This is a genomic window from Marinilabilia rubra, assembly GCF_003121985.1.
Lineage (GTDB): Bacteria > Bacteroidota > Bacteroidia > Bacteroidales > Marinilabiliaceae > Marinilabilia > Marinilabilia rubra.
Genome location: NZ_QEWP01000001.1, coordinates 499,460 through 524,081, shown reverse-complemented (window position 1 = coordinate 524,081; position 24,622 = coordinate 499,460). Strand labels below are relative to the sequence as shown.

The following is a 24,622-nucleotide window of genomic DNA, read 5'->3' as shown; positions in this document are numbered from 1 at the left end:
CTGACTGCCCTCAAACAGATATCTAAAAATCTAACGACCTATTGTTTTTTCTCTAACGTTAAAAAAGCACCATCTTTTTCTAATTAAAGAAAAACTTCTTTAAAACAGCAAACCATCTTTTCTTTTCGATGTTTAAGACCTGTTAGTCCACTATCAACAGCTCATTAATTTATATCAAATAAGGAAAGAATGATGTTAGCAAAAGAGGCAGATCAAACCAACAAGAAACAGGTCATTGTAATAGGCGGAGGTTTTGCAGGTCTTCAATTAGTAAGAAATCTGGATAGCCGTTTTTTTAACGTATTGTTGATTGACAAAATCAATCACCACCAGTTTCAGCCACTGTTTTATCAGGTAGCTACTTCACAAATAGAACCTGCAAGTATTTCTTTCCCATTCCGAAATATTTTCAAAAGCAGGTCTCACATCCAAATTCGTATGGCAGAAATGCTAAAGGTAAATCCGGATCAGCAAAGCATATCTACTACCATTGGTGATTTCAACTATGATTATCTGATACTTGCCACCGGATGCCGGACCAATTACTTTGGAAACTCCAGAATTCAAAAAAACGCATTTTCGCTTAAAACCACCTATCAGTCTATCACGATTCGCAATCATATCCTGACCACCTTTGAAAAGGTAATTGCCGCGCCTAAAGAGGACCGGGTGCGTATGCTTAATCTTACCATTGTGGGTGCTGGACCAACAGGTGTAGAGCTGGCCGGTGCCTTTGCTGAAATAAAGAAAGAAATCCTTCCAAAGGACTACCACGACATCGACCTCTCAAAATTCACCATAAGACTGGTTGAGGGCAGCAATCATGTACTTAACAACATGAGCAAAGCATCAGGCGAAGCCGCCGAGAAATACCTAAAAGAGATGGGTGTTGTGCTGCTTAAAAACACGTTTGTAAAAGATTACGACGGAGAAAACCTCACCCTGAGCTCAGGAGAAACCATCAAATCTGCAACTGTCATTTGGGCAGCGGGAGTAACAGGTAGAAAAACCGAAGGAATCCCTGCGGATGTCATCACTCGTGGAAACCGGATTGTCGTCGACAGACAAAGCAAAGTACAAGGGTTTGATAACATTTTTGCCGTAGGGGATATAGCTTACATGGAAACTCCCGATTATCCCAACGGGCATCCTCAGGTAGCCAATGTAGCGATTAATCAGGCGCGGTTACTGGCCCGAAACCTGAAAAGTTTGTTACAGCAAAAACCAGTTGCCGACTATAAGTACAAAGATCGGGGTTCAATGGCCACTATTGGCCGCAACAAAGCTGTGGTTGATCTCCCGTTCATGAAGTTTAAGGGATATTTGGCATGGTTGGTTTGGATGTTTTTACACCTTATGTTGATTTTGAGTGTAAGGAACCGGCTCGTTATCTTCATTAACTGGGCCTGGCTATACGTCACCAAAAATACATCGCTAAGGCTGATTTTAACATCAGGAAAAAGATTCCATGACAATCAATAAGAAACCTTCACGCCCGACACCGCTTCACTATCTCATCAATATGGATCTGTGTTAGCGGTCATGGCAATAAAATCGGAACCTGCATCCTCCAGTTTCCTGAGTTTGGCTGCCAGATAATCAATGGCCCCCTTATTGTCAGAAGCCCGCATCTTCCCTAAAACTTTGGATAGATTGAGGCTGTAAATAATAATGTCAGGATAATCCGGCTTTCCGTCATTCGATGCTTTAAAGGCATTGATTATTCCCTCATAATATTCAATTGTTGATTCGGGGCCCATTCCACCGAGAAGGCCAATTTTCTTCATGGAATTCTTTTTTTATGATGGTTAATTTTTTATCACACTGGCATACTAAAAATCTATTTTTCCCGAATACTTTAGGCAACTCCGTTAAACTTTCATAATCAATTAATTATGCGAGCACCCTCTTTTGTATTAATGTGCAGAATTTCAGCATGATACGAATTATCTTACATCTAACATCTATCCCGAAGCATCGGGACTAACGATCTATTTTTATGGTAACCAATACCTTCATTGTGTCACAACTGATAAAAGAGTTAAAGCCTAACCTGGCATAGCCAGAACCAAACAAGTAAAAGAAAATCAAATGAGAATTTGCTGGATAAGCTAATTGCTTCGCAATTACTTTTTTTGTTCACGAATTAAGCGAATTAAAAGCTGTTTTAAAGCTTTTTTGAGAAACGGCCGCTCGGCTCTGCCGCTTTGCTCGCCAAAGAAAGCCGTTAAATGTCGCACTTCAAGTGCGACCAAAATTCGTATAATTTGTAAAATTCGTGGACCCCAAACAGAAAATGGCGTAGCCATTTTAGAAATATTTTGCCAAAAAACACGAATATTAGGAGTAAGACACTAAAGTTACAAGCAATTTCATCCACCAAATCCATGTTTGCATTTTGCTCAAAATTATCAAGATTCATGCACAACATCAAATACTACAATTTGCTCAACATAAAATGGAACCTTATTGTTATTCTTAAATCATTTCAAAAAACAAACTATGCAAAATCAACTTAATAAATACAGTCGGCTTATTACTCAGGATGAAAGTCTTCCAGCTGCGCAGGCAATGTTATATGCCATCGGAATGAGCGAAAGTGATCAGAAAAAAGCTCAGGTTGGCATTGTAAGCACAGGCTTCCAGGGCAATCCCTGTAACATGCACCTCAATGACATTGCCACCGAGGTCAAGAAAGAAGTGGATGCCCAAAAAGATTTATATGGACTTATATTCCATACCATTGGAGTAAGTGACGGCATCACAAACGGCACATCGGGCATGCGATATTCTTTGCCTTCCAGAGAGCTCATTGCGGATTCCATCGAAACCGTGGTTGGTGCTCAGTTTTATGATGCTGTTATCCCAATTGTGGGCTGCGACAAAAACATGCCGGGAGCCATGATTGCCCTTGGTCGGTTAAATCGTCCGGCTATTCTGATGTATGGTGGAACTGTAAAAAAAGGACGCTGGAACAACAAAGACCTCAATATAGTTTCAGCATTTGAAGCTTATGGCGAAAGACTTAAAGGCACCATCTCCGATTTTGATTTCAAAGGCATAATTAAACATGCCATTCCAGGAGCAGGTGCTTGCGGTGGAATGTACACAGCCAATTCAATGGCTGCAGCGATTGAGTGCATGGGAATGAGCCTGCCATTTTCATCGTCCAATCCTGCAGTTAGTTCTGAGAAAAGTAAAGAAACCGAGCGACTGGGAGAAGCCATCAAGCTTGTTCTTGAAAAAGACCTGAAGCCACGTGATATAATGACCAAAGAGGCTTTCGGGAATGCCATTACTCTGATAATGGCACTTGGCGGTTCAACAAATGCAGTTATTCACCTCATCGCAATGGCTAAAGCAGTGGGCATTTCACTTACTATAGATGATTTTCAGGCCATAAGTAATAAAACACCATACCTGGCAGACCTAAAGCCAAGCGGGACATATCTTATGGAGGATCTTCACAACATAGGGGGCATTCCCGCAGTTATGAAATTTCTCCTAAAGGAAAATCTACTAAACGGCAACTGCATGACCGTTACCGGAAAAACCGTTAGCGAAAACCTGGAAAAGATTCCGGAAATTAAAAAAGAGCAGCAAATTATTCATGAAGTCAACAACCCCATCAAAAAAACCGGTCACATTCAGATTCTTTATGGAAATCTGGCACCGGAAGGGGCCGTTGCCAAAATCACCGGAAAGGAGGGAGAAAAATTTACAGGTCCGGCCCGTGTGTTCGATGATGAAACATCGGCTATTGAGGGCATCAAGTCAACTGTAAAACCGGGAGATGTTATTGTTATACGCAACAATGGTCCTAAAGGAGGCCCCGGAATGCCGGAAATGCTCAAACCAACCGGAGCTGTAATGGGAGCGGGATTAGGCAATGATGTTGCCCTCATAACAGATGGTCGCTTTTCAGGTGGCTCTCATGGTTTTGTGGTTGGACACATCACCCCTGAAGCTTTCAACGGAGGACTTATCGGTTATATCAATGATGGCGATAAAATCACCATTGATATCAACCAAAATAAAATAGAAGTGAATCTTTCGGATGAAGAAATTAAATCCAGGAAAAATAAACAACGGCTCCCAAAAGCCAATGCTGCAACGGGGATTCTAAAGAAGTTTCGAAATACAGTTTCCTCTGCTTCGGAAGGGTGTGTTACTGACCAGTAACATGAACAATAAAAAAGTGGAAAATGCCACCAAACACTGCTTAATAGTTTGGGACATTTTCCCAAAGCAGGTTTTCCAAGTATTCTTTAACCTCAGGAGCCCCTTCCGGAGGAGCCCAGGGGGCAAATTCCTTATCATTAACAGGATCGTAAGGGCCGTCTTTTAGTTCATAAATAACGGTTCCTTTTTCAAGAGAGATGCCCATATGCCACTCACCGGGAGGCACCTCGACACCATAACTGCCATCTTTTGCCGATAAAGTAATCCTTTCCGTAACTTCCCCTCCATCGTTGAAAAAAAGCATTAACAACCTTCCCCGCAATAAAAGAAACACTTCACGCTTAGCTGGATTCTCATGTTTATGGGGTCGGACATAAGTGCCGGGTTCGAATGCATTTAACATGCGTTGCAGAACATCGGCCGGCCCGAAATGAAAATTGTAATTTTTTCTCTTTCGGGTAGCTTTGGAAGCTTCGCTGGACAAGTCATTCAATAAATCCTGATTAATTAATTTCATCCTTCAAAGTTATCTTTATCAATTATTAAAGTTCACTTTATAATAGATCGTTAGTCCCGATGCTTCGGGATAGATATCAGATTTAAGTAGCCCAGCCGCGCGGAAGCCGGAAGCTGGAGGCTGGAAGTTAGAAGCTGGAAACTTTCGAATATAAGAAATTTTGATTCTTTTTGCGGCATATTTAAAAAACTAAGAAAATCATAAAAACACATTTAAAAGGGTTTATGATTTTACTTAGACAAAAGACAAACCATATAACGCTAATAAACAGAACTTTAAAGCAATTATGCATATGATTCCAAAAAGTTGATTTATAGCTTTTTACAAAAGTTTAACGAAGTATTGCTTTACAAAAAACCAATATATTGGCTATTTTATCAACCTCAGGTTGTAGGGATATCTGTATGGACGTCCCTCACTTGTTTCCATTGCGGCCTTAATGATAAAGACCAGGGCAAAGATGGCAATAGCAATCAACAAGGGAATTCCAATCAACACCACACTCAACAGTCCGGCCACTATCACGGCAATGGAAACAGTTATTTGAAAATTAAGGGATTCCTTACCTTCCTGCTCTACAAAGGGGTATTCGTCCTTTTTGAGAACCCAGATAATCAGCGGGCCAATAACATTTCCAAAAGGGAAAAGCAAACCTGCGAAGGCCGCTAAGTGACTGTACATCCCCCAGTTCTTTTCATCGGGCGTCATACTAATTTATTTTCTTTAAAAATTGCAATTACAGTAAAACCTAAAATTACACAAAACCAGAGACTTCTGCCAAACAGTTTATATTTTTTTCATCCTTTACACAAATTAAAACACATCTCAACAAAAAACACTAACTTTGTCCTTCACAAACTCATTTTCAATGCAATCGACAAAATTAACCATACTCATTGCCGATGACATGGACAGCATTGCTGAATTTATCAAAGTTCAGTTGAGCTCGCTTTCCAATGACATCGATTTTCAAAGGGCAAGAGATGGTTATGAAACCTACCGATGTGCATTTCAGTCGAAACCAGACATTATTCTTCTTGACTGGGAAATGCCTGAGATATCAGGGATGGAAGCTTTGAGAAGCCTAAAACTAAATCCTGAAACACAAGACATTCCCATCATTATTATTTCAAGTTTCAGCTCTTCTGACAAAGTTAAAGAAGCCCTGGAAGCCGGAGCCATTGATTACCTGCGCAAGCCCATTGAAACAGAAGAACTTATTGCAAGAGTGAGATCGGCAATGACGCTTGCCAGCACCCTTAAACAACTTAAAATTCAGAAGCAGCAACTTGAAATTGAACAAAAGAAAACGCACCATATTCTTAAGAATATTCTTCCGGCCGAAATTGTCAAATCGCTCAAGGCGGGTGAAGCCATTCAACCAAGACCTTACAGGAATGTCACCATTTTGATGGCTGATTTGGTGAATTTTACAGAGAAGTCCACCAGAATGTCACCGCGAAAACTTCTGGATGAACTTCGCATTATCTTCACCAAAATGGATGAGATTTCCCAAAAGCATAATTGTGTCAGGATCAAAACCATTGGCGATGCTTACATGGCCGTAAGTGGTATGTTTAGCAACTCTAAGGAACATGCCCTGCGAGCAGCCAAGGCCGCCATGGAAATGCGGAAATTCATACAAAAGAGAAATCTGCAAAATGGGATTCAATGGGAATTGCGAATCGGACTTAACTCCGGCGAAATCATTGCCGGTTTTATCAGTGAGCACAATCTTTCTTACGATATTTTCGGAGACAATGTGAACATCGCCGCTCGTATGCAAACTCACAGCGGTCCAATGCAGATAAACATATCGGAATCAACAAAAAAACTCCTGGAGCCGCATTTCAGCTTTGTAAGGAGGGTCCCACAGCGTGTTAAAGGCAAAGGCATGATTGAAATGTATTACCTTCACAAACCCCAAAATGACTCGAGTCTCTTTTCCCAAAAAGGGAGACCTTTAAGAAACGCCTCTATTTCAAATTTTGACACCCTTTAAAACCAACAAAAACCGGAAACCATTTTTTTCATGATCTCCGGTTTAAAATGCTTTATCCTTTCTTTTGTAAAGTCCGGTATTTTATGCGATGAGGTGAATTATCACCTACCCGTTTCTTTTTATTTTCCTCATAATCAGTATAGCCCCCTTCAAAGAAATGGACATTGGAATTACCCTCAAAGGCAAGAATGTGAGTTGAGACACGGTCGAGGAACCAACGGTCGTGAGATACAATAACAGCACATCCGGCAAAGTCATCCAAAGCTTCCTCCAGCGCCCTTAATGTGTTTACATCAATATCGTTTGTCGGCTCATCCAATAACAATACATTGGCCTCTTCTTTCAAGGTCATGGCCAAATGCAGACGATTTCTCTCTCCTCCGGAAAGAATCCCACATTTTTTCTCCTGATCTCCTCCTGAGAAATTAAACCTTGCAATATAAGCACGCGCATTAATCTCACGACCTCCCATTTTAAGTGTCTCATTTCCGCCGGAAATAACCTCATAAACTGTTTTTTCGGGATCAATATCGGCATGCGACTGATCCACATACCCTACTTTCACGGTCTCGCCTACTTCAAAGTTCCCTTCATCAACTGATTCCTGTCCCATAATCATACGGAACAAGGTAGTTTTACCAGCACCGTTTGGCCCAATAACACCTACAATCCCATTTCGTGGCAGTTTAAAATCAAGATTATCAAACAACAACCGATCTCCAAACCCCTTGGCTACATTTTGAGCCTCAATAACCTTTTCACCCAAACGTGGACCATTGGGGATAAATATCTCGAGTTTTTCTTCCTTCTGTTTCACATCCTCCTGCATTAAACTGTCATAAGCAGAAAGTCGGGCTTTTGACTTGGCTTGCCTTGCTTTTGGAGCCATACGCACCCAGTCAAGCTCACGCTCAAGGGTCTTTCGCCGTTTGGAAGCATGTTTTTCTTCCATTTCAAGACGCTTGGCTTTTTGCTCCAGCCAGCCGGAGTAATTTCCTTTCCAGGGAATACCTTCTCCACGATCAAGCTCCAATATCCAGCCCGCAACATTGTCTAGGAAATAACGATCGTGGGTAATGGCGATCACCGTTCCTTTGTATTGTTGCAGATACAACTCAAGCCACTGAACCGATTCTGCGTCAAGGTGGTTAGTAGGCTCATCCAAAAGCAGGATATCCGGCTCCTGAAGCAATAAACGGCACAAAGCGACCCTGCGTCTCTCTCCTCCTGATAATTCGCTCACAGGCTGATCTTCAGGGGGACACCTAAGGGCATCCATGGCCCTTTCCAAACGGGTATCCAGGTTCCATGCATCGTGTTGATCAATTTTTTCCTGCAACTTTGCCTGTTCATCCATCAAAGCCTGCATCTTGTCGGGATCTTCAAGTACTTCAGGATCGCCAAACTTCAGGTTTACCTCTTCATAAGCCTTAAGCACATCCGTTACTTCCTTTACTCCTTCTTCAACTACCTGTTTTACTGTTTTTCCTTCATCCAATTGTGGCTCCTGTTCCAGATAGCCAACAGAGTACCCGGGTGAGAATACCACGTCTCCCTGATATTCATTTTCAATACCCGCAATAATTTTCAACAAGGTAGATTTACCAGAACCATTTAAACCAATGATTCCGATCTTGGCTCCGTAAAAGAATGACAAATAAATGTCATTTAAAACTCTCTTTTGAGGAGGGTATATTTTACTCACCCCCACCATACTAAAAATAATCTTTTTGTCGTCTGACATATCGTAATCTTTATTTATTATCCTTCTTAAAACAATACTCCGAAAAACCCTTGCAACACACCTGTTATCACTCGCATGCAGGAATACCTTGATTTAGGCTAATACACAGGTTTTCAGTGTTATAATATTTGCCTTACATCTTATACCTGACCTGCCTGCCGGAGGCAGGAACTCTAACGGTCTATTATTAAAAGATACCAAAATAAAACCTGTCAGTATCTTTTTGCAATGCAAAAATACTAACAGGTTTAAGAAAAAATAAAAATCAATCCCGGAAACAGAATTATATTATCTGATTTTTTTCAAATCTTTCTTTTGGAATGCATCATCCTGTGCTTTTTTCATCATTTCATAATCAAAATAATAAAAATGAGGATCTCCAGCTCCTACCAACATTTTGTAAACACGGGCTCTGATTCGGGTTTTTTCCGGTCCCACTTTGTGCAAAAACACAACATTTTCACGTTTATCCGCGATGGCTCTAGCCACCTCTTCAGGCTCAACGATTTCAAAATCATGGGGATACACATCCCTAATCTCAGATTCAGTATCGATATCTTTTGCAAGATCTTTCTTAGTCAAATATAAGGTTTTATTTTCCAAATCATCGCGCATGGTCCGGTTATAGTATTTAAAGGGATTCTTACCAATTAAAGAAGGGTCTCCCATCATCAACTTCACATGGTTTTGGATAAAACGAATGAACGCCTCGATCTTATAACTATAGCTGTCATCCTCTACCTGAACATAACCTAACGGGAGGCTGCATAAATCCGGCATATCCCTAACTTTTTTGGCTCTTTCTGCCATTAAAAGGCTTAAGAAATTGTATCGGGCTTTTGTTCTATCACGCTCAAATGCGGCTTTGGTAATTAATAAAAAAGAATAATCCGAATTGTTTCTGAAAGCTTCAAACTCTGCGTCATCAATAAACTCATAAGGTGTAATGGTCCAGGTATTTTCCATCACATCCTTGATGACAAGGTTAAAGTCACTCATTGGGTTTTTCTCGAGCAAAACGAGCGTTTTACTGTTCATGAAATTTTGGTAATCTTCCAATTCAGGAATATGTTCCTGCCCCCGGGCAAAAACACCTAAAACCACCACAAATAAAAAGAATAAGATACGTTTCATAATTACTTTTTTAAACAAAACCAGAATGAATACATTTAAATTAATTCAATAATGGTTCCAAAATTTAATAAAAAACTCCGGTTTGAGGAAAGAAAAGCTATTTCATATTAAAAGAAAATTTATGAATTTTACAAAAATACATACATTTACAACTTTAAAACTAAACCGAAAATATGCTCACTTCCTTTTTCAATAAAATTGTCAGTCAGTTTATCCCGGAACGGGAAGATAAAGCAGACATGGACTCAAAAACCAAAACCCTTCTGCTTAATATCACCAACTTCTTGTTCATCATCACTGTTTTAATTGAAGGCCTCATCTCCTTAGCTCAGGAAAACATAATTCTTGCAGCCCCTCTTTTGGTATTATCGTTGTCCTTTACGGCAAATTATTATTTTAGTTCCCGTGATGAACAAGATTTAAGATTTCAAAATATTTTTCTCACCATCTTATTTGTGACCTTTTCTTTTTTCATGATAACCGGCGGTGTAACCGGGATGGATGGATACTGGTTGGTTTTTTACCCATTGGTCACAATGACCATTAGCGGTCGAAAAAGAGGGATTTACTGGGCTTTTGGGTTGTTTGGTTTTGTGATTTTATTTTTCCTGATTCCTGCGCCAGCTCTCAATTGGATCGTTGACTATAGTTTTCAGGAAAAATTGTTTTTCGTAAGCAGTTACATCATTTCCTTTCTGATAGGATTTACCTTTCAATTCTTACGTTCCGAGGTATTCCTGGAGAAAGACAGACAAATTCTGGAGTCAGAAAACCAAAACAGAGCCCAGGAAAGCCTGATAAACAAACTTTCATACCAAATAAGAACCCCTTTGAACAACATTACCGGTATTCTGGAACTTCTGGACAACTCTGTAATGAGTGATGAGCAAAGGGATTATCTGAATACCATCCATGCTTCTACCAACAACTTAGTTGACGTGGTAAATAATCTGGTTTTTTCATCTAAGACATTCACACACGAACCGGAGAACATGGTCAGCTTTAATCTATATACCACCCTTAACAATACCATCAGACTCTTTTCCGGAAAGCCGGGTCTTGCCCGCACACGATTCAACCTCTCCCTCTCTGCCGATATACCAACGGCCATCACCGGCAATAGTATAAAAATTAAGCAGGTCTTCCTGAATCTCATTAACAGCATTGTTAAAAACAACAATCAATCCAGCAAGTTTATTACCATTGAAGTTAACCGTCTGGACGGGATGCCCGGTAAGGTGGAACTGCTATTCCGGATTATTACCAACATGGTTGTGCCCGAAGACAGCAAAAAGACCAGAATAGATGAAGGTTTCTTTAATCACAAAGATCTGGACAGGATCAACAACAGCCGAATTATTGACAAACTTGATCTTGGCATTACCTTGAAAATAATTGAATCAGAAGGACGCTCATTCAATATAATTTCAGAAAATGACAAAACGGTTTTCGAATTCAGTTTCACCTTCTCTGAAGGCCAGGATGTTGATAACGTCTCAACGAGTAAGTCTGAAACGAGCATCAGGAAAGAAGAACCTGTTAAACCACAGGTAAACCTCAAAGATTCAACAATTTTATTGGCCGAGGACAACCTCAGCAATCAACAAATCATCATCCTATACATCAAAAATTCTGTTAAAAAGATTGATGTGGCTTTTAACGGGAAAGAAGCCCTCGAAAAATTTGGGCATACAAAATATGATTTGGTTCTTATGGATATTCAGATGCCTGTAATGGACGGGTTAAAAGCAACTCAAAAAATTCGCGAGATGGAACAAAGTACCAATTCCCACACTCCTATTATAGCAGTTACAGCCAATGCTTTTCCAGAAGACAAAGAAAGATGTATGGCTGCCGGCATGGATGGATACATAAGTAAGCCCTTTCAACCCGATGAGCTGCTGCAATTAATCAAGAAACATCTTTAATACTGCGTTGCAAAAGCAGGAGGATATTCCCCTCCTGTTTTATTTCGTGTCGGTCTACAAACTAAGCAAACAGTGTTGAAATTGTTGTGCGTGTTGAGAAAATTTCATTTACAAGGTTTGAGAAGCCCGAAAACTCGTAGTCCCGATCCTTCGGGATAAGTACTTTTCGGGCAAGCGTAACGCGGTAAATGGGACTTTATGGACACGCACTATTAAAAACGCAAGGGAGGGGATGAATGCTTATAGGGGCAAGAAAATGAGACATCGATAAACCTGTGATTAACGGGTCAATATGAGGATTACTGTACTCCTCACCCTCCATAGGGCTTAAAACCAACGACAAGCATATCATCAACCTGCTCGTTTTCACCGTTCATCCACTCCTCTATCTTCTGATGAAGCATATTTTTTTGATCACGGAAAGTCATTCTGTGAATATTTAGCAATAAAAGCCTGAATCGTCTGTACTTAAATTTCTTATGATCAGGCCCTCCAAATTGATCCGGAAGTCCGTCTGAGAATAGATACAAAATATCATTGTTCTGGAGTTGCACCTCCTTTTTGGAAAACGAAGGAGAGACGCCATCTTTCAAATAACCCACAGGGAAACGATCTCCCTTAAAGGTTAGAATTTCATTATCCCTCACAAGGTAAAAACCATTATAAGCTCCGGCAAACTCTGCTACTTTAGTTTTGCGGTCAATCACCAGAAGTGACATATCCATTCCATCGTTGATGTCTCCATCTATCGACTCCACCGGCTGTTCTTTATGAAGAGTACGGATCAACTCGGCATTCATTGTTCTTAATATCTCGGAGGGAGAAACAACTCCCTGTATTTCAATGATGTTTTTTAATAAGTCGATCCCAATGATAGACATAAAAGCCCCCGGAACTCCGTGACCGGTACAATCTACTGCTGCAATATAGGTTTTATCATTTTGCTCATGGAACCAAAAGAAATCACCACTAACTATATCTCTGGCTCTCAGGTAAACAAACGACTGCGGGAACAAGGCTGCAAAAGCTTTTTCGGATGGAATCATTGCTCGTTGAATGCGCCTTGCATAGTTGATACTATCAGTCAAACTTCTGTTTATTCTGGTTAAAACCTCCCGCTGAGCTTCTATTTGCTTTTTATTTACATTTTTTTCTTGCAACTCTTTATTGGCCTTCCGATAATGTCTTACTCTGTAATTAATGAAAAGATGAATAATGAAAATAACGGCCAAAATATAAAAAGCAAAAGCATAATTGGACAGGTACAAGGGTGGGTTAACAATGATATTCAGTTCATGAGGCGTGTTATTCCAGGTAAAATCATTATTCGATGCAATAATCTTTAAAACATATTCCCCGGGCAGCAGATTAGAAAAGGAAACTTTATTCTCATTCGTTAAAGGCCGCCAGGCAGAATCGTATCCTTGTAAAAAAACTTTATATTTATTCTTTGACGGCTGGGTAAACTCTAAGGCTGAAAACTCAACCTCCACACTGGTAAATGGTCTGTATTTAATCTCAACCGCCTCACGCTGGGGCCAGTAAGATTCTGTTTTCTCTCCTCGCCGTATTACTTCAATACTTGTAAATGCCAGCGGAGGTAATGTGAGATTATAATTTATAGAATCGGGATGAAACCAACATAATCCATCGGTACTTCCAAAAAACATAGTTCCCGAGCGATTCTTAAAAACGCTGTTTTGGTTAAATACATATCCGGGCAAACCATCCACTAAATCAAAATTATATGCTGTTCCGTCAGGATTCAAACAAGAAATCCCTTTATTGGTGGCAACCCAGGCGCGATTGGTATTATCCGAAACAACCGCCTTGATCATATCATTTTCCAAATTATCATTTCCTGACATCAATCTCGGCTTGGAATCCTTAGATACAACCTCATAAACACCTGAGCGTGTACCCACAAGAACACTCCCCCGATACGACAGATTCAATGAAAGAACCGGAATTCTGCCATTAAAATCCTCACTCATGCCCAACCCGATTGCTTTTATTTGCTTCAACTCCCGATCCCAAACATTCAGGCCTGATGCTGTACCAATCCAGATATTCCCTCTCTCATCTGCACAAAGTGAATTAATTCTGTCATCTAATAAACCAGAAGAGTCATTACTGTCATAGAAATAGCTAAATAAGTGTGTTCCATCAAAACGATACAATCCAAATCGGGCTCCAATCCATAAGTTGCCGTCTAAGTCATCCTGAAGAGCAAAGATTTGATTCTTCTTGACCAAATTCCCAACCCTTTTATTTATCACATTAGAAAATTTCACAAACCTATTCTGCGTAGGCGAAAAATAAAACAAACCGCAGTTTGTACCAGCCCATATCTTACCTAAAACATCTTTCTTCAATACAAAAACAGAATTTGGCTGATGTGTGCTTGTCTCTGCACAATAAAAATCGAGCAACTCTATCTTCTTCGACTTCAAATTGTATTTAAAGATCCCTGAATCGATCGTTCCAAGCCATAAAGCGCCATCATCATCTTGAAAAACACTTTGAATGTTCAGTGAGGAGATGCTATTGTTTTTCAACACGCTCTTCGGTATTGTCTTAAACTTGGAAGGTGTCATATTCAGTTTATACAATCCGTTGTAACGGGTCCCAATCCAGATAATGCCGGTTTTATCCTGACAAATAGAAGTAACAATCTTATTGTCCAAAAAAGCATCCACTTCCTCAACAGCCTGACTATCGAATGATTCAACATCCACATTCTTAAGTCCCGTTGCAGTGCCCAGAAAAACTTCTCCACTTTGAAGCTGGAGAATATCGTTTACAGCTGTCAGAGATTCAACATTTGCAGCTTTGCAAGCCAAAGCCTTATTCTCATCAGAGAACTCCAGGATTTGAAGGCCTGATGAAGTTGCAACAAGGTAAACCCCTTTATTGTATGGCAAGACATCGAATACAGATTCCTGCCGATTATTCTCCTCTGACGCAAGGCATGAGAATCTTGTAAAATGTTTGTTTCGTGTATTAAACCTGTTCAAACCATCTTTCGTTCCAACCAGGATCGATGTGTCAGATTCAAGCACGAGAGGATATTTGCTTGATTCCTGCACATTAAAGACATTATCAAAATGACCAAAATTTTCAAAACCTATAGAATCGCCTTTAAAGAGTGACAGATAAGTTTGAGTTTTAACCCATAAGCGGCCTCTGTTATCGACAAGTAATCCATAAATGCCATTCTCGGGAAGTGCATTGGGATCATTGGAATCAGCAAAATAATTATAGAATTTCCCTGTTGAATAATCCAGTCTACTCAGACCTCCGTTTAGGGTTCCAATCCAAAGATTTTTCTCGTCGTCCTGCACAATAGCTTGAATATGGTTACCTGCAATGGAATATTTGTTTGACGGGTCATGTCTATAGATTTTAAATCCATACCCATCGTATTTATTTAGACCATCCTCAGTTCCTATCCACAAAAACCCGTAATCATCCTGAAATAAAACATTAACCGAATTATTAGAAAGGCCTTTGCCAATATCAAAATTTGGCAATTCAACATGGTTACGACCTTCTACTGAAGAAGCAAGAAAACCGTAAAGGAGAAAAAGAAAAAAGTATACTTTCGGATTTTTTTTCACAATAAAGGGAATTGGCTTTCAAAATTGATTTCTACGAAAATATAAAAATACTACCAAAGCAAACAGTTTAGCTAAGAAAAAAACCGGGTATACTCTTAAAAGAGCACCCCGGCATCTTCTTCAAAACTTTTAAAAATCAAATCTGCTCAGTCTTGCCTTTAATTAGAGGCTGCTTAAAAAGGCAGCAGCCTCATTTTTATTTTTTTTGATTTTCTTTTTGGCATAGCCCCAAAAAGAAACAAAATCCCGAATTAAGTTTTGTAAGGTTTTTGTTAGGCCAAAAACCCACAAAAACTATTCTCGGGAAGTCCGTTTAAACCTATCCACCCGCATCAGGATTAATTTCCGGCTAGCCCGCAAGGCCTGGAAGTCGACCATTAAGCCTTCTCGCCAACCGCCGGCCCGGAAAACGGACGGGCCCGCGCGCCTTTTTAATACTAAGATGCGTAGCTGTTTTAAACAATCTTTCAGAACAAAAACTACTAAAATTTTATCCTAAAGAATTTCCCAAGTGCAAAGCTAATTGTGATTCCAAACAAACATCCTTGCACCTCATTCTTGTTAAAGCACCCTCAATGTGCTGATGCGTAGAGATATAAGTGTTTTCCAGCAAGCCCTAATTAACAAGCAATTAAACATTTGTTAATTAAAAATCACTTCCTATTTCTGCAACCCACTGTACAACAAAGTATTAAATCCCAAATCCCGGAATAAATGTAAGTTTTAAGATGAAGCATATAATACTGACAATACGAATTTTAATTGCAAACAATTGATTTTAGTTTATTTGCAATAGTAAAACGGAGAAATGCTATTTTAAAACTAATGGTTAAACCCGGCTTTTTCTTTAAACCAATCAAGATTTTGAGATTTTGGTCGCTCAATAGGCAGTCCATATAAACGGTCCCAGATAAGCTGTGTTAAAACACCTAATGCACGGCTCACCCCAAAAAGCATGGTATAAACCGGATACTCAGTAATGCCATAACTGGACAAAAGGCTGCCCGAAATTGCATCAACATTGGGCCATGGGTTTTTAACTTTGCCGGTTTCCTCCAATAAACCAGGAACCACATCATACACCTTCTTAACAAGTTTGATAAGTGTGGCTTCGGGGAGATACTTATTGGCAAAATCCAGTTGCACGGCAAAACGGGGATCTGTCTTCCGAAGAACAGCATGCCCGTACCCGGGAATTACTCTCCCGGAATCCAGTGTAGCCTTGGCATATTCACGAACTTGCTCCGTCGAAGGATCATGTGTCCCCAGCTCATCCATTAAGCGCTGCAGCCAATGCATTACATTTTGATTTGCCATTCCATGTAACGGGCCTGCCAACCCATTCATTCCAGCGGAAAAACTATAATAGGGATTGGAAAGAGCTGACCCCACAAGGTGGGTGGCATGGGCAGAAACATTACCCCCTTCATGATCGGCATGAATAACCATATATAAGCGCATCATGCGCCTGACCTCTTCAGAATCGTATCCCATCATATGGGCAAGGTTTCCTGCCCAATCCAGTGAGGGATCCATTTCAATGTGCTTCTCATCATAAAAAACCCTCCTGTAAATATATGCAGCAATAATTGGCAGGCGGCTAATTAGATCCATTACACCTTCATACATAGGATCCCAGTAGTCTTTTTTATCTGCGCCTGCCAGGTAAGCCCGGCGAAAGTGGCTTTCGGTACTCATTGCCAGAATAGCAGAGTTGAACTGAATCATGGGATGCGCACTTTTGGGCAATGCATTGATAACATCAAAAGCGTGCTGAGGAATATTTTGCGCTCTCCTGGCCCACGATTCACTGATAAAATTTACGTCTTCAGTAGTGGGTAATTCTCCTAATAGCATCAGGTAAAACAACCCTTCGGGAAGCGGTTCGCCATCTTCATGTAATTTAGGCAACTTTTCGCGCAGTTCGGGTATTGAATAACCTCTGAAGCGGATACCCTCATCGGGATCCAATTTGGAGGTACAAGTTAGCAAAGACACAACCCCTTTCATTCCCGAAAGCACCTGTCCCATTGTAACCTCCTGAACAACCTTATCACCATGTTCCTTTTGAAGTTTCTTAACAATTTCAGCTTTTGGGCGGCCTATGGTGATAAGCTTCTCCTTTATATAATCCATAATATTTTTTAATTAAAGATTTGAAATTGGTTAATTTGTGAGCATGGCCACAAAAGGTCAAAACCTGATAAACAAACAAAAAAAAGTTAAAATTGTTCTCTGCCAGCACGCACAAAAAAGCCGGACAGAAATAAATCCTGTCCGGCTTAAATATGATAAAGGCAACTGTTTGAAGCAACAATAACTAAATAAAAATACCAAAGCTGTGCTTAAAACAGAGCCTGAATGTCGATAAAACTGACGATTACTTTTTAACAATTTTCTTGTAACCGTAAACAGCGGCATCTCCCAATTCCTCTTCAATACGAAGCAACTGGTTGTATTTAGCCATACGATCTGAACGGCTCAAAGAACCGGTTTTAATCTGACCACTATTGGTTGCTACTGCAATATCAGCAATGGTAGCATCTTCAGTTTCACCTGAGCGGTGAGAAGTCACTGAAGTATAGCCAGCACGGTGAGCCATTTCAATAGCATTCAATGTCTCGGTCAAAGTACCAATTTGGTTAACTTTGATAAGAATGGAGTTGGCAGCTCCCATTTCAATACCTTTTTGCAGGTAATCGACATTGGTTACGAACAAGTCATCACCTACCAACTGGCACTTATCACCAATCTGGTTGTTGAGTTTCACCCAACCGTCCCAGTCACCTTCATCGCAACCGTCTTCGATAGAATCAATTGGGAATTTCTCAATCAACTCAGCAAGATAAGCAGACTGCTCTTCAGAGTTACGCTTAGCGCCGTTTGATCCTTCAAATTTAGAGTAGTCATATACGCCGTTTTCGAAGAATTCAGAAGCAGCACAGTCGAGTGCAATAGAAACCTGACCACCTTCTTCAAGACGACCCGGCTTATAGCCTGCGTTTTCCACAGCTTTGATGATGCAGTTCAAGGCATCTTCAGTTCCCTCTAATTCAGGAGCAAAACCACCTTCATCACCAACAGCAGTACTTAGGTTACGATCTTTAAGTACTTTCTTAAGAGCATGGAAAACTTCAGCACCCATGCGCAATCCTTCGCGGAAGCTCTTCGCGCCAACCGGACGAACCATGAATTCCTGGAATGCGATAGGAGCATCCGAGTGAGAACCACCGTTGATAATGTTCATCATAGGAACCGGAAGAGTTACAGAGTTGGTTCCACCGATATAACGGTAAAGAGGCATATCAAGATATTCAGCAGCAGCCTTAGCTGTTGCCAATGAAACACCTAAAATGGCGTTGGCACCTAATTTACTTTTTGTTTTGGTTCCGTCGATTTCAAGCATCTTGTTATCAACACCAACCTGATCCAGGGTACTCATACCTACTAAAGCTGGAGCAATAACGTTATTTACGTTTTCAACGGCTTTCAAGACACCCTTCCCAAGGTAACGACCTTTATCACCATCGCGAAGCTCAAGTGCCTCATTTTCGCCTGTAGATGCTCCGGAAGGAACGGCAGCACGACCAATAATTCCACAGTCCAGAGTTACCTCAACTTCAACAGTTGGATTACCACGTGAGTCAAGAATTTCGCGGGCATGAACATTAGCAATTTGTCCCATAATTAATCGTTTTATTTCAGTTAAATATTAAAATTCAATTTTGTCTTATCAATGTTGTTTTATTTGGCAGTTCAAATATCTCAACATCTGGCTGAATTGTCAAAAAAAAAGGATAAAGCTCTGACCCTTTATCCCTTTTTTAAGAACTTTTAAATCAAATGAAGAAACATTTGATTTATTCTTCCTTTTTCTCTTCACTATCGGAAGCCTTGTCTTCTTTAGTCTCTTCCGCAGCTTCAACAGCCTTAGCTGTTGGTTCAGTTGCAGGGGTAGTGGTTTTCTTAGCACCACCACCTCGACGGCTTCTTCTGGTACGTTTCTTCTCACCATCTGCTTTATCAGAAAGCATATTCTCGTTAAAGTCAACCAGCTCAATGAAGCAAACTTCAGCTGCATCACCCTGACGGTTTCCTAATTTGAGAATACGAGTGTAACCACCAGGACGGTTGGCAACTTTCTCAGATACTTCACGAAAGAGTTCAGATACAGCCTCTTTATTCTGAAGATGACTAAACACAATCCTACGTGAGTGAGTATTATCTGTTTTTGATTTATTGATCAAAGGTTCCACATACATACGCAGCGCTTTTGCCTTGGCCACGGTAGTTTTAATTCTCTTATGCAAGATAAGAGAACTAGCCATATTTGAGAGCATGGCCTTACGGTGAGCGCTCGTGCGGCTTAAGTGGTTAAATTTCTTTCTATGTCTCATCGCTATTTATTCCTTGTCTAATTTATACTTCGAAATATCCATACCGAAATTGAGTCCCATATTGTCTAAAAGATCATCCAATTCCGTAAGTGACTTTTTCCCGAAATTACGGAATTTCAACAAGTCGTTTCGGTTATATTGAACCAACTCGCCAAGAGTTTCCACATCGGCGGCCTTAAGACAGTTAAGAGCACGTACAGACAGGTCCATGTCAACCAATTTGGTTTTCAGCATCTGACGCATATGCAGTACTTCTTCATCAAATTCATCACCGCTGGTCTTTTCTTCTGAATCCAAAGTAATCTTCTCATCAGAGAACAGCATAAAGTGATGGATCAAAATTTTAGAAGCCTCTTTCAATGCATCCTTCGGATGAATAGATCCATCTGTCTCAATTTCGAAAACCAGTTTCTCGTAGTCGGTTTTTTGCTCAACCCTATAATTCTCGATATCGTATTTTACATTACGAATGGGAGTATAAATAGAGTCAATGGCAATAGTACCAAGTTCCTGTTCAGGATTCTGGTTTTCACTTGCCGGGACATAACCACGACCTTTACCAATATTCAAAGTCATCTGCAGCTTAACATCTGCATCCATATGGGCAATAACTAAATCAGGATTCAATACCTGAAACCCATTAAGAAATTGCTCAAAGTCGCCTGCAGTAAGAACTTCTTTCCCGCTAATATTAACGGTAAATTTCTCCTGGTCATGATCTTCGATGGTTTGCTTAAACCTAACTTGTTTAAGGTTGAGGATGATTTCCGTAACATCATCAACCACTCCCGGAATGCTGGAGAACTCATGGTCAACACCCTCAATCTTCACAGTTGTAATCGCATATCCCTCGAGTGAGGACAACAAGATTCTTCTTAAGGCATTTCCAACAGTAATACCATATCCCGGCTCAAGAGGACGAAATTCGAAGCGACCGAATTTGTCGTCTGCCTCGAGCATGATGACTTTGTCAGGTTTTTGGAACGCTAATATTGCCATAAGAATTTATTATTTAGAGTACAATTCAACGATCAACTGTTCTTTAATATTTTCGGGTATTTCTGACCTTTCAGGTACATTGATAAATTTACCCTGCATGGAACTTTCGTCCCATTCAAGCCAGGAATATTTCTGAACACTTGAATTATTCAAAGAGGTATTAATCACTTCAAGTGATTTGGATTTTTCGCGAACACCAATAACTTGGTCAGAACGCAACGTATAAGAAGGAATATTTACAACCTTCCCGTCAACAGTAATATGACGGTGCAAGACAAGCTGACGAGCTGCCGAACGCGTAGGAGCAATTCCCATCCGGAATACTACGTTATCCAGTCTGGATTCGAGCAATCCAAGCAATACTTCACCGGTAATACCTTTTTGGTTAGTTGCCTTCTTAAAAAGGTTACGGAATTGCTTCTCAAGCAATCCATAGGTGTATTTTGCCTTTTGCTTTTCCTTCAACTGAACACCATATTCACTTGTCTTGCGACGTCGTGAGTTTCCATGTTGTCCCGGAGGGTAATTCTTTCTTTCGAAATACTTATCGGGTCCGTAAATGGCTTCCCCAAACTTACGGGCAATTTTTGTTTTTGGACCAATATATCTAGCCATTCTACTAAATTTTTGATTTTAAATTTTTGATTTCAAATGATGAATATGACAGCCGCAAGATTATAGAGAGGAGGTTACTAATAATATATAACCCACCATAATTCAAAACTCAAAACCAAAAACTTATGGTTAACAACTAGTTAAAATTAAACTCTTCTTCTTTTGGGAGGGCGACATCCATTGTGTGGAAGTGGCGTCACATCAACAATCTCGGTTACATCAATACCGCTACCGTGAATAGCACGGATGGCAGATTCTCTTCCGTTACCGGGACCTTTAACATATACTTTTACTTTTCTCAGCCCCATATCATGTGCAACTTTCGCACAATCGCTGGCAGCAGTCTGAGCTGCGTATGGGGTGTTCTTCTTAGAACCACGGAATCCCATCTTGCCGGCACTGGACCACGAGATAACCTGACCATTATTGTTGGTCAGAGAAACAATAATATTGTTAAAAGATGAATGCACGTGGGCTTGTCCCACTGCTTCTACTTTAACAACCTTTTTTCTTTGACTTCCCGTCTTTTTTGCCATAACTCACTTATTATTTCTTCTTGTTAGCAACAGTTTTCTTCTTGCCTTTGCGTGTGCGGGCATTGTTCTTAGTAGACTGGCCGTTAACGGGCAATCCAATACGGTGACGGATGCCACGGTAGCAACCAATGTCCATCAGACGCTTAATATTAAGCTGTACATGAGATCTCAGCTCACCTTCTGTAGTGATGTTATTGCTAATAACTTCACGGATTTTGGTCAGTTGTTCGTCAGTCCAGTCTTTCACCTTGGTCTCACGACTAACACCGGCCTTGTCAAGCACATTCTGCGCGGTGCTTCGGCCAATTCCGAAGATGTAAGTCAAAGCGACTTCACCTCTTTTGTGCGTAGGAATATCAACTCCTGCAATTCTTGCCATATTCGTAAATTTTATCCTTGACGTTGTTTAAACTTGGGGTTTTTCTTATTGATCACATACAAGCGACCTTTACGGCGAACAACTTTACAGTCCGCACTGCGCTTTTTAATGGATGCTCTTACCTTCATGTCGTTATCTCTTTGAATAATTATTTATACCTGTAACTTATTCTTCCTTTTGTCAGGTCGTAAGGCGACATTTCTACCTTGACCCGGTCTCCAGGTAAGATTTTGATATAGTGCATTCTCATCTTACCCGAAATATGGGCTGTAATTACGTGCCCGTTTTCCAATTCTACACGAAACATAGCATTGGAAAGCGCTTCGATAATAGTTCCGTCTTGTTCTATAGAAGCTTGTTTAGCCATAAAATGTGTATCTTTTTATTTTTCAGACTGCAAATGTAATACTTCTTCTACAAATTTAAAACTAGATAGTATATCTGCTTCATTTTTTCCTACTGCAACAGTGTGCTCAAAATGAGCAGAAACCTTCCTGTCTCTTGTACGAATGGTCCAACCATCAGATTCCTGAACAATATGTCTTTTCCCAAAATTGATCATTGGCTCTATCGCGATAACCATTCCTTCTTTGAGTTTTACTCCATTTCCACGCCGTCCATAGTTAGGAACTTCTGGTGATTCATGAAGATTTTTTCCCACTCCATGTCCTACCATTTCGCGAACTACAGAAAAGCCATACCCCTCTGCATGTGATTGAACAGCACAACCAACGTCACCTATTCTTTTACCCTCAACAGCTTGTTCAATGCCCTTATACAAGGATTCTTTGGTTACTTCCAGCAATTTTTTGATCTCCGGATCAACTTCACCTATGCAATATGTAAAAGCAGAGTCGCCGTAATAACCATTGAGCAAAACGCCACAATCAACAGAAACAACATCCCCTTCATTTAAAGGTTTGTTGTCGGGAATTCCATGCACAACCTGATCATTAACCGAAGTACAAAGAGAATTAGGAAAACCCTGATAGTTTAGAAAAGCAGGAACACCTCCATGATCTCTGATAAACTCTTCAGCTATCTTATCCAGTTTCAAGGTCGTAACACCTGGTTCCACCCATTTTGCAACTTCGCCATGAGTTTTAGCCACCAACATGTTACTTTCCCGAAGTAATTCTATTTCCTCTTTGGTCTTTAAATAAATCATTCTATAAAACAGCCCTTCTTTTTAATACATAGCGGCTCCACCACCAGTACGTCCTTTAATCCGTCCTGACTTCATCAATCCATCATAATGCCTCATCAACAAGTGACTCTCAATTTGCTGAAGGGTATCTAATACCACTCCCACAAGAATCAGCAATGAGGTACCTCCGTAGAATTGAGCAAAAGTTTGATCTACACCTGCCAACATAGCAAATGCTGGTAAAATAGCGACAATGGCAAGGAAAATAGAACCTGGTAAAGTAATTTTTGACATTACAGAATCCAGAAATTCCATGGTCTTTTTACCAGGCTTAACACCTGGAATAAAACCACCATTGCGTTTCATATCCTCAGCCATTTGCTGGGGATTAATGGTAATCGCAGTATAGAAATAAGTAAATATAATAATCAGAAATGCGAATGTAAAGTTGTACCAAAAGCCGGTAAAGTCAGCGAACGCTGCTGCAAACCCGGTGGCAGCTTCACTTTCTACAAATCCAGCCAATGTAATAGGAATAAACATAATTGCCTGGGCAAAAATGATAGGCATTACTCCGGCAGCATTAACCTTTAAAGGAATATACTGACGAACGCCTCCATATTGCTTATTTCCTACAATTCTTTTTGCATACTGAACAGGCACACGACGTGTTCCCTGTACCAAAAGAATGGTACCGGCAAAAACAAAGAATAATACAACAATCTCAATCAGGAGCATTACTAAACCGCCACCCTCTTCTATTCTGGAAACAAATTCTGCTATAACAGCAAAAGGTAAACGGGCAATAATACCGATCATGATTATAAGGGAGATACCATTTCCTATTCCTTTATCGGTAATTCGCTCTCCAAGCCACATAACAAACATAGATCCTGCAGTAAGGATGATGGTTGAAGTAACAGTAAACGCCCATCCTGCAGTTGCAAACGCCGATGGTGGCAACTGAGCATGTAGGTTAGCAATATACCCTGGAGCCTGGAACAACAGTATTATAACTGTAAGATACCTGGTAATCTGATTAATTCGCCGTCTTCCGCTTTCACCCTCACGTTGTAGTCGCTGAAAATAAGGAATAGCAATACCCAGAAGCTGAACAACAATGGATGCCGATATATAGGGCATAATTCCAAGGGCAAAAATGGAAGCATTGGAAAATGCACCCCCGGAAAACATGTTTAACAGTCCTAGGACACCACTACTGGTTTGGGCCTCCAGATTGGCCAATTGATTTGGATCAATACCCGGAATAACCACAAATGACCCCAAACGGTAGATAAGAATAAAACCGAGTGTGGTCAGGATGCGAGACTTTAAGTCTTCAATTTTCCAGATATTTCGGATGGTTTCTATAAACTTCATGAGTGTATTTTTCTATATTAACAACAAACAAGAGCCCGCTCT

22 protein-coding genes are annotated in these 24,622 nt (G+C 40.3%); 4 read left to right on the top strand and 18 right to left on the bottom strand.

The window, feature by feature from the left end; translation table 11 throughout:
- Positions 1-189: 189 nt before the first annotated feature.
- Positions 190-1,482: an NAD(P)/FAD-dependent oxidoreductase gene (locus DDZ16_RS02245; RefSeq protein ID WP_198416661.1), complete on the top strand. Its 1,293-nt coding sequence runs from the start codon at positions 190-192 to the stop codon at positions 1,480-1,482.
- A 35-nt stretch (positions 1,483-1,517) separates the two neighbouring features.
- Here DDZ16_RS02245 and DDZ16_RS02240 read toward each other — a convergent pair whose 3' ends face one another.
- On the bottom strand, positions 1,518-1,787 hold the full coding sequence (locus DDZ16_RS02240; RefSeq protein WP_109262779.1) for an aspartate/glutamate racemase family protein: 270 nt from the start codon (positions 1,785-1,787) through the stop codon (positions 1,518-1,520).
- Between the two features lie 339 nt (positions 1,788-2,126).
- The gene (locus DDZ16_RS02235) at positions 2,127-2,309 is read right to left on the bottom strand and encodes a hypothetical protein (RefSeq protein ID WP_109262778.1); all 183 of its coding nucleotides are present in this window, start codon (positions 2,307-2,309) and stop codon (positions 2,127-2,129) included.
- 193 nt (positions 2,310-2,502) lie between these two features.
- On the opposite strand from DDZ16_RS02235, the gene ilvD reads away from it, so the two are divergent.
- Positions 2,503-4,182 carry a dihydroxy-acid dehydratase gene (gene ilvD / locus DDZ16_RS02230; protein ID WP_109262777.1) on the top strand — a complete coding sequence of 560 codons (1,680 nt, stop codon included), beginning with the start codon at positions 2,503-2,505 and terminating at the stop codon, positions 4,180-4,182.
- 40 nt (positions 4,183-4,222) lie between these two features.
- Here the strand turns inward: ilvD and DDZ16_RS02225 are convergent, their stop codons facing one another.
- Together DDZ16_RS02225 and DDZ16_RS02220 are read right to left on the bottom strand one after the other, a co-directional pair.
- Positions 4,223-4,699 (bottom strand): WbuC family cupin fold metalloprotein, encoded by a 477-nt coding sequence (locus DDZ16_RS02225; RefSeq protein ID WP_109262776.1) that lies wholly within the window; start codon positions 4,697-4,699, stop codon positions 4,223-4,225.
- A gap of 369 nt (positions 4,700-5,068) precedes the next feature.
- Positions 5,069-5,407 (bottom strand): DUF4870 domain-containing protein, encoded by a 339-nt coding sequence (locus DDZ16_RS02220; protein ID WP_109262775.1) that lies wholly within the window; start codon positions 5,405-5,407, stop codon positions 5,069-5,071.
- A gap of 160 nt (positions 5,408-5,567) precedes the next feature.
- Between DDZ16_RS02220 and DDZ16_RS02215 the strand changes: the two genes are divergently transcribed.
- Positions 5,568-6,701, top strand: coding sequence for an adenylate/guanylate cyclase domain-containing protein (locus tag DDZ16_RS02215; RefSeq protein WP_109262774.1), 1,134 nt, complete (start codon positions 5,568-5,570; stop codon positions 6,699-6,701).
- 52 nt (positions 6,702-6,753) lie between these two features.
- Here the strand turns inward: DDZ16_RS02215 and ettA are convergent, their stop codons facing one another.
- Positions 6,754-8,445, bottom strand: a complete 1,692-nt coding sequence (gene ettA, locus DDZ16_RS02210; RefSeq protein ID WP_109262773.1) for an energy-dependent translational throttle protein EttA — start codon at positions 8,443-8,445, stop codon at positions 6,754-6,756.
- A gap of 288 nt (positions 8,446-8,733) precedes the next feature.
- Positions 8,734-9,579 (bottom strand): hypothetical protein, encoded by an 846-nt coding sequence (locus DDZ16_RS02205; protein WP_109262772.1) that lies wholly within the window; start codon positions 9,577-9,579, stop codon positions 8,734-8,736.
- A 173-nt stretch (positions 9,580-9,752) separates the two neighbouring features.
- On the opposite strand from DDZ16_RS02205, the gene DDZ16_RS02200 reads away from it, so the two are divergent.
- A complete protein-coding gene (locus DDZ16_RS02200) occupies positions 9,753-11,507 on the top strand; it encodes a response regulator (RefSeq protein WP_109262771.1) in 1,755 nt (584 codons plus the stop codon).
- A 311-nt stretch (positions 11,508-11,818) separates the two neighbouring features.
- Here DDZ16_RS02200 and DDZ16_RS02195 read toward each other — a convergent pair whose 3' ends face one another.
- From DDZ16_RS02195 to secY, 12 genes are all read right to left on the bottom strand, one after another.
- On the bottom strand, positions 11,819-15,127 hold the full coding sequence (locus DDZ16_RS02195) for a ligand-binding sensor domain-containing protein (protein WP_109262770.1): 3,309 nt from the start codon (positions 15,125-15,127) through the stop codon (positions 11,819-11,821).
- Positions 15,128-15,949: 822 nt separating this feature from the next.
- Positions 15,950-17,263: a citrate (Si)-synthase gene (locus DDZ16_RS02190; RefSeq protein ID WP_109262769.1), complete on the bottom strand. Its 1,314-nt coding sequence runs from the start codon at positions 17,261-17,263 to the stop codon at positions 15,950-15,952.
- 244 nt (positions 17,264-17,507) lie between these two features.
- A complete protein-coding gene (eno, locus tag DDZ16_RS02185) occupies positions 17,508-18,812 on the bottom strand; it encodes a phosphopyruvate hydratase (protein ID WP_109262768.1) in 1,305 nt (434 codons plus the stop codon).
- Positions 18,813-18,987: 175 nt separating this feature from the next.
- Positions 18,988-19,524: a 50S ribosomal protein L17 gene (gene rplQ / locus DDZ16_RS02180; protein WP_109262767.1), complete on the bottom strand. Its 537-nt coding sequence runs from the start codon at positions 19,522-19,524 to the stop codon at positions 18,988-18,990.
- Between the two features lie 6 nt (positions 19,525-19,530).
- Entirely contained in the window at positions 19,531-20,523 is a 993-nt protein-coding gene (locus DDZ16_RS02175) for a DNA-directed RNA polymerase subunit alpha (protein ID WP_109262766.1), read from the bottom strand.
- Positions 20,524-20,532: 9 nt separating this feature from the next.
- Positions 20,533-21,138 carry a 30S ribosomal protein S4 gene (gene rpsD / locus DDZ16_RS02170; RefSeq protein WP_109262765.1) on the bottom strand — a complete coding sequence of 202 codons (606 nt, stop codon included), beginning with the start codon at positions 21,136-21,138 and terminating at the stop codon, positions 20,533-20,535.
- Positions 21,139-21,284: 146 nt separating this feature from the next.
- The gene (gene rpsK / locus DDZ16_RS02165) at positions 21,285-21,674 is read right to left on the bottom strand and encodes a 30S ribosomal protein S11 (protein ID WP_109262764.1); all 390 of its coding nucleotides are present in this window, start codon (positions 21,672-21,674) and stop codon (positions 21,285-21,287) included.
- 10 nt (positions 21,675-21,684) lie between these two features.
- The gene (rpsM, locus tag DDZ16_RS02160; protein WP_109262763.1) at positions 21,685-22,053 is read right to left on the bottom strand and encodes a 30S ribosomal protein S13; all 369 of its coding nucleotides are present in this window, start codon (positions 22,051-22,053) and stop codon (positions 21,685-21,687) included.
- 11 nt (positions 22,054-22,064) lie between these two features.
- Positions 22,065-22,181, bottom strand: a complete 117-nt coding sequence (ykgO, locus tag DDZ16_RS02155) for a type B 50S ribosomal protein L36 (protein WP_109262762.1) — start codon at positions 22,179-22,181, stop codon at positions 22,065-22,067.
- 20 nt (positions 22,182-22,201) lie between these two features.
- Positions 22,202-22,420 carry a translation initiation factor IF-1 gene (gene infA / locus DDZ16_RS02150; protein WP_010663197.1) on the bottom strand — a complete coding sequence of 73 codons (219 nt, stop codon included), beginning with the start codon at positions 22,418-22,420 and terminating at the stop codon, positions 22,202-22,204.
- Positions 22,421-22,435: 15 nt separating this feature from the next.
- Positions 22,436-23,221: a type I methionyl aminopeptidase gene (map, locus tag DDZ16_RS02145; protein WP_109262761.1), complete on the bottom strand. Its 786-nt coding sequence runs from the start codon at positions 23,219-23,221 to the stop codon at positions 22,436-22,438.
- A 21-nt stretch (positions 23,222-23,242) separates the two neighbouring features.
- A complete protein-coding gene (secY, locus tag DDZ16_RS02140) occupies positions 23,243-24,580 on the bottom strand; it encodes a preprotein translocase subunit SecY (RefSeq protein WP_109262760.1) in 1,338 nt (445 codons plus the stop codon).
- Positions 24,581-24,622 lie beyond the last annotated feature (42 nt).

What these genes read in the sequence shown, in the direction of transcription:
- rpsD (WP_109262765.1), bottom strand. Translation starts at nt 21,138, where the DNA reads ATGGCTAGATATATTGGTCCAAAAACAAAAATTGCCCGTAAGTTTGGG.
- DDZ16_RS02235 (WP_109262778.1), bottom strand. Translation starts at nt 2,309, where the DNA reads ATGGCTACGCCATTTTCTGTTTGGGGTCCACGAATTTTACAAATTATA.
- map (WP_109262761.1), bottom strand. Translation starts at nt 23,221, where the DNA reads ATGATTTATTTAAAGACCAAAGAGGAAATAGAATTACTTCGGGAAAGT.
- rplQ (WP_109262767.1), bottom strand. Translation starts at nt 19,524, where the DNA reads ATGAGACATAGAAAGAAATTTAACCACTTAAGCCGCACGAGCGCTCAC.
- rpsK (WP_109262764.1), bottom strand. Translation starts at nt 21,674, where the DNA reads ATGGCAAAAAAGACGGGAAGTCAAAGAAAAAAGGTTGTTAAAGTAGAA.
- DDZ16_RS02245 (WP_198416661.1), top strand. Translation starts at nt 190, where the DNA reads ATGATGTTAGCAAAAGAGGCAGATCAAACCAACAAGAAACAGGTCATT.
- secY (WP_109262760.1), bottom strand. Translation starts at nt 24,580, where the DNA reads ATGAAGTTTATAGAAACCATCCGAAATATCTGGAAAATTGAAGACTTA.
- DDZ16_RS02240 (WP_109262779.1), bottom strand. Translation starts at nt 1,787, where the DNA reads ATGAAGAAAATTGGCCTTCTCGGTGGAATGGGCCCCGAATCAACAATT.
- DDZ16_RS02205 (WP_109262772.1), bottom strand. Translation starts at nt 9,579, where the DNA reads ATGAAACGTATCTTATTCTTTTTATTTGTGGTGGTTTTAGGTGTTTTT.
- ilvD (WP_109262777.1), top strand. Translation starts at nt 2,503, where the DNA reads ATGCAAAATCAACTTAATAAATACAGTCGGCTTATTACTCAGGATGAA.
- DDZ16_RS02190 (WP_109262769.1), bottom strand. Translation starts at nt 17,263, where the DNA reads ATGGATTATATAAAGGAGAAGCTTATCACCATAGGCCGCCCAAAAGCT.
- rpsM (WP_109262763.1), bottom strand. Translation starts at nt 22,053, where the DNA reads ATGGCAAGAATTGCAGGAGTTGATATTCCTACGCACAAAAGAGGTGAA.
- ettA (WP_109262773.1), bottom strand. Translation starts at nt 8,445, where the DNA reads ATGTCAGACGACAAAAAGATTATTTTTAGTATGGTGGGGGTGAGTAAA.
- ykgO (WP_109262762.1), bottom strand. Translation starts at nt 22,181, where the DNA reads ATGAAGGTAAGAGCATCCATTAAAAAGCGCAGTGCGGACTGTAAAGTT.
- DDZ16_RS02175 (WP_109262766.1), bottom strand. Translation starts at nt 20,523, where the DNA reads ATGGCAATATTAGCGTTCCAAAAACCTGACAAAGTCATCATGCTCGAG.
- DDZ16_RS02220 (WP_109262775.1), bottom strand. Translation starts at nt 5,407, where the DNA reads ATGACGCCCGATGAAAAGAACTGGGGGATGTACAGTCACTTAGCGGCC.
- DDZ16_RS02225 (WP_109262776.1), bottom strand. Translation starts at nt 4,699, where the DNA reads ATGAAATTAATTAATCAGGATTTATTGAATGACTTGTCCAGCGAAGCT.
- infA (WP_010663197.1), bottom strand. Translation starts at nt 22,420, where the DNA reads ATGGCTAAACAAGCTTCTATAGAACAAGACGGAACTATTATCGAAGCG.
- eno (WP_109262768.1), bottom strand. Translation starts at nt 18,812, where the DNA reads ATGGGACAAATTGCTAATGTTCATGCCCGCGAAATTCTTGACTCACGT.
- DDZ16_RS02200 (WP_109262771.1), top strand. Translation starts at nt 9,753, where the DNA reads ATGCTCACTTCCTTTTTCAATAAAATTGTCAGTCAGTTTATCCCGGAA.
- DDZ16_RS02215 (WP_109262774.1), top strand. Translation starts at nt 5,568, where the DNA reads ATGCAATCGACAAAATTAACCATACTCATTGCCGATGACATGGACAGC.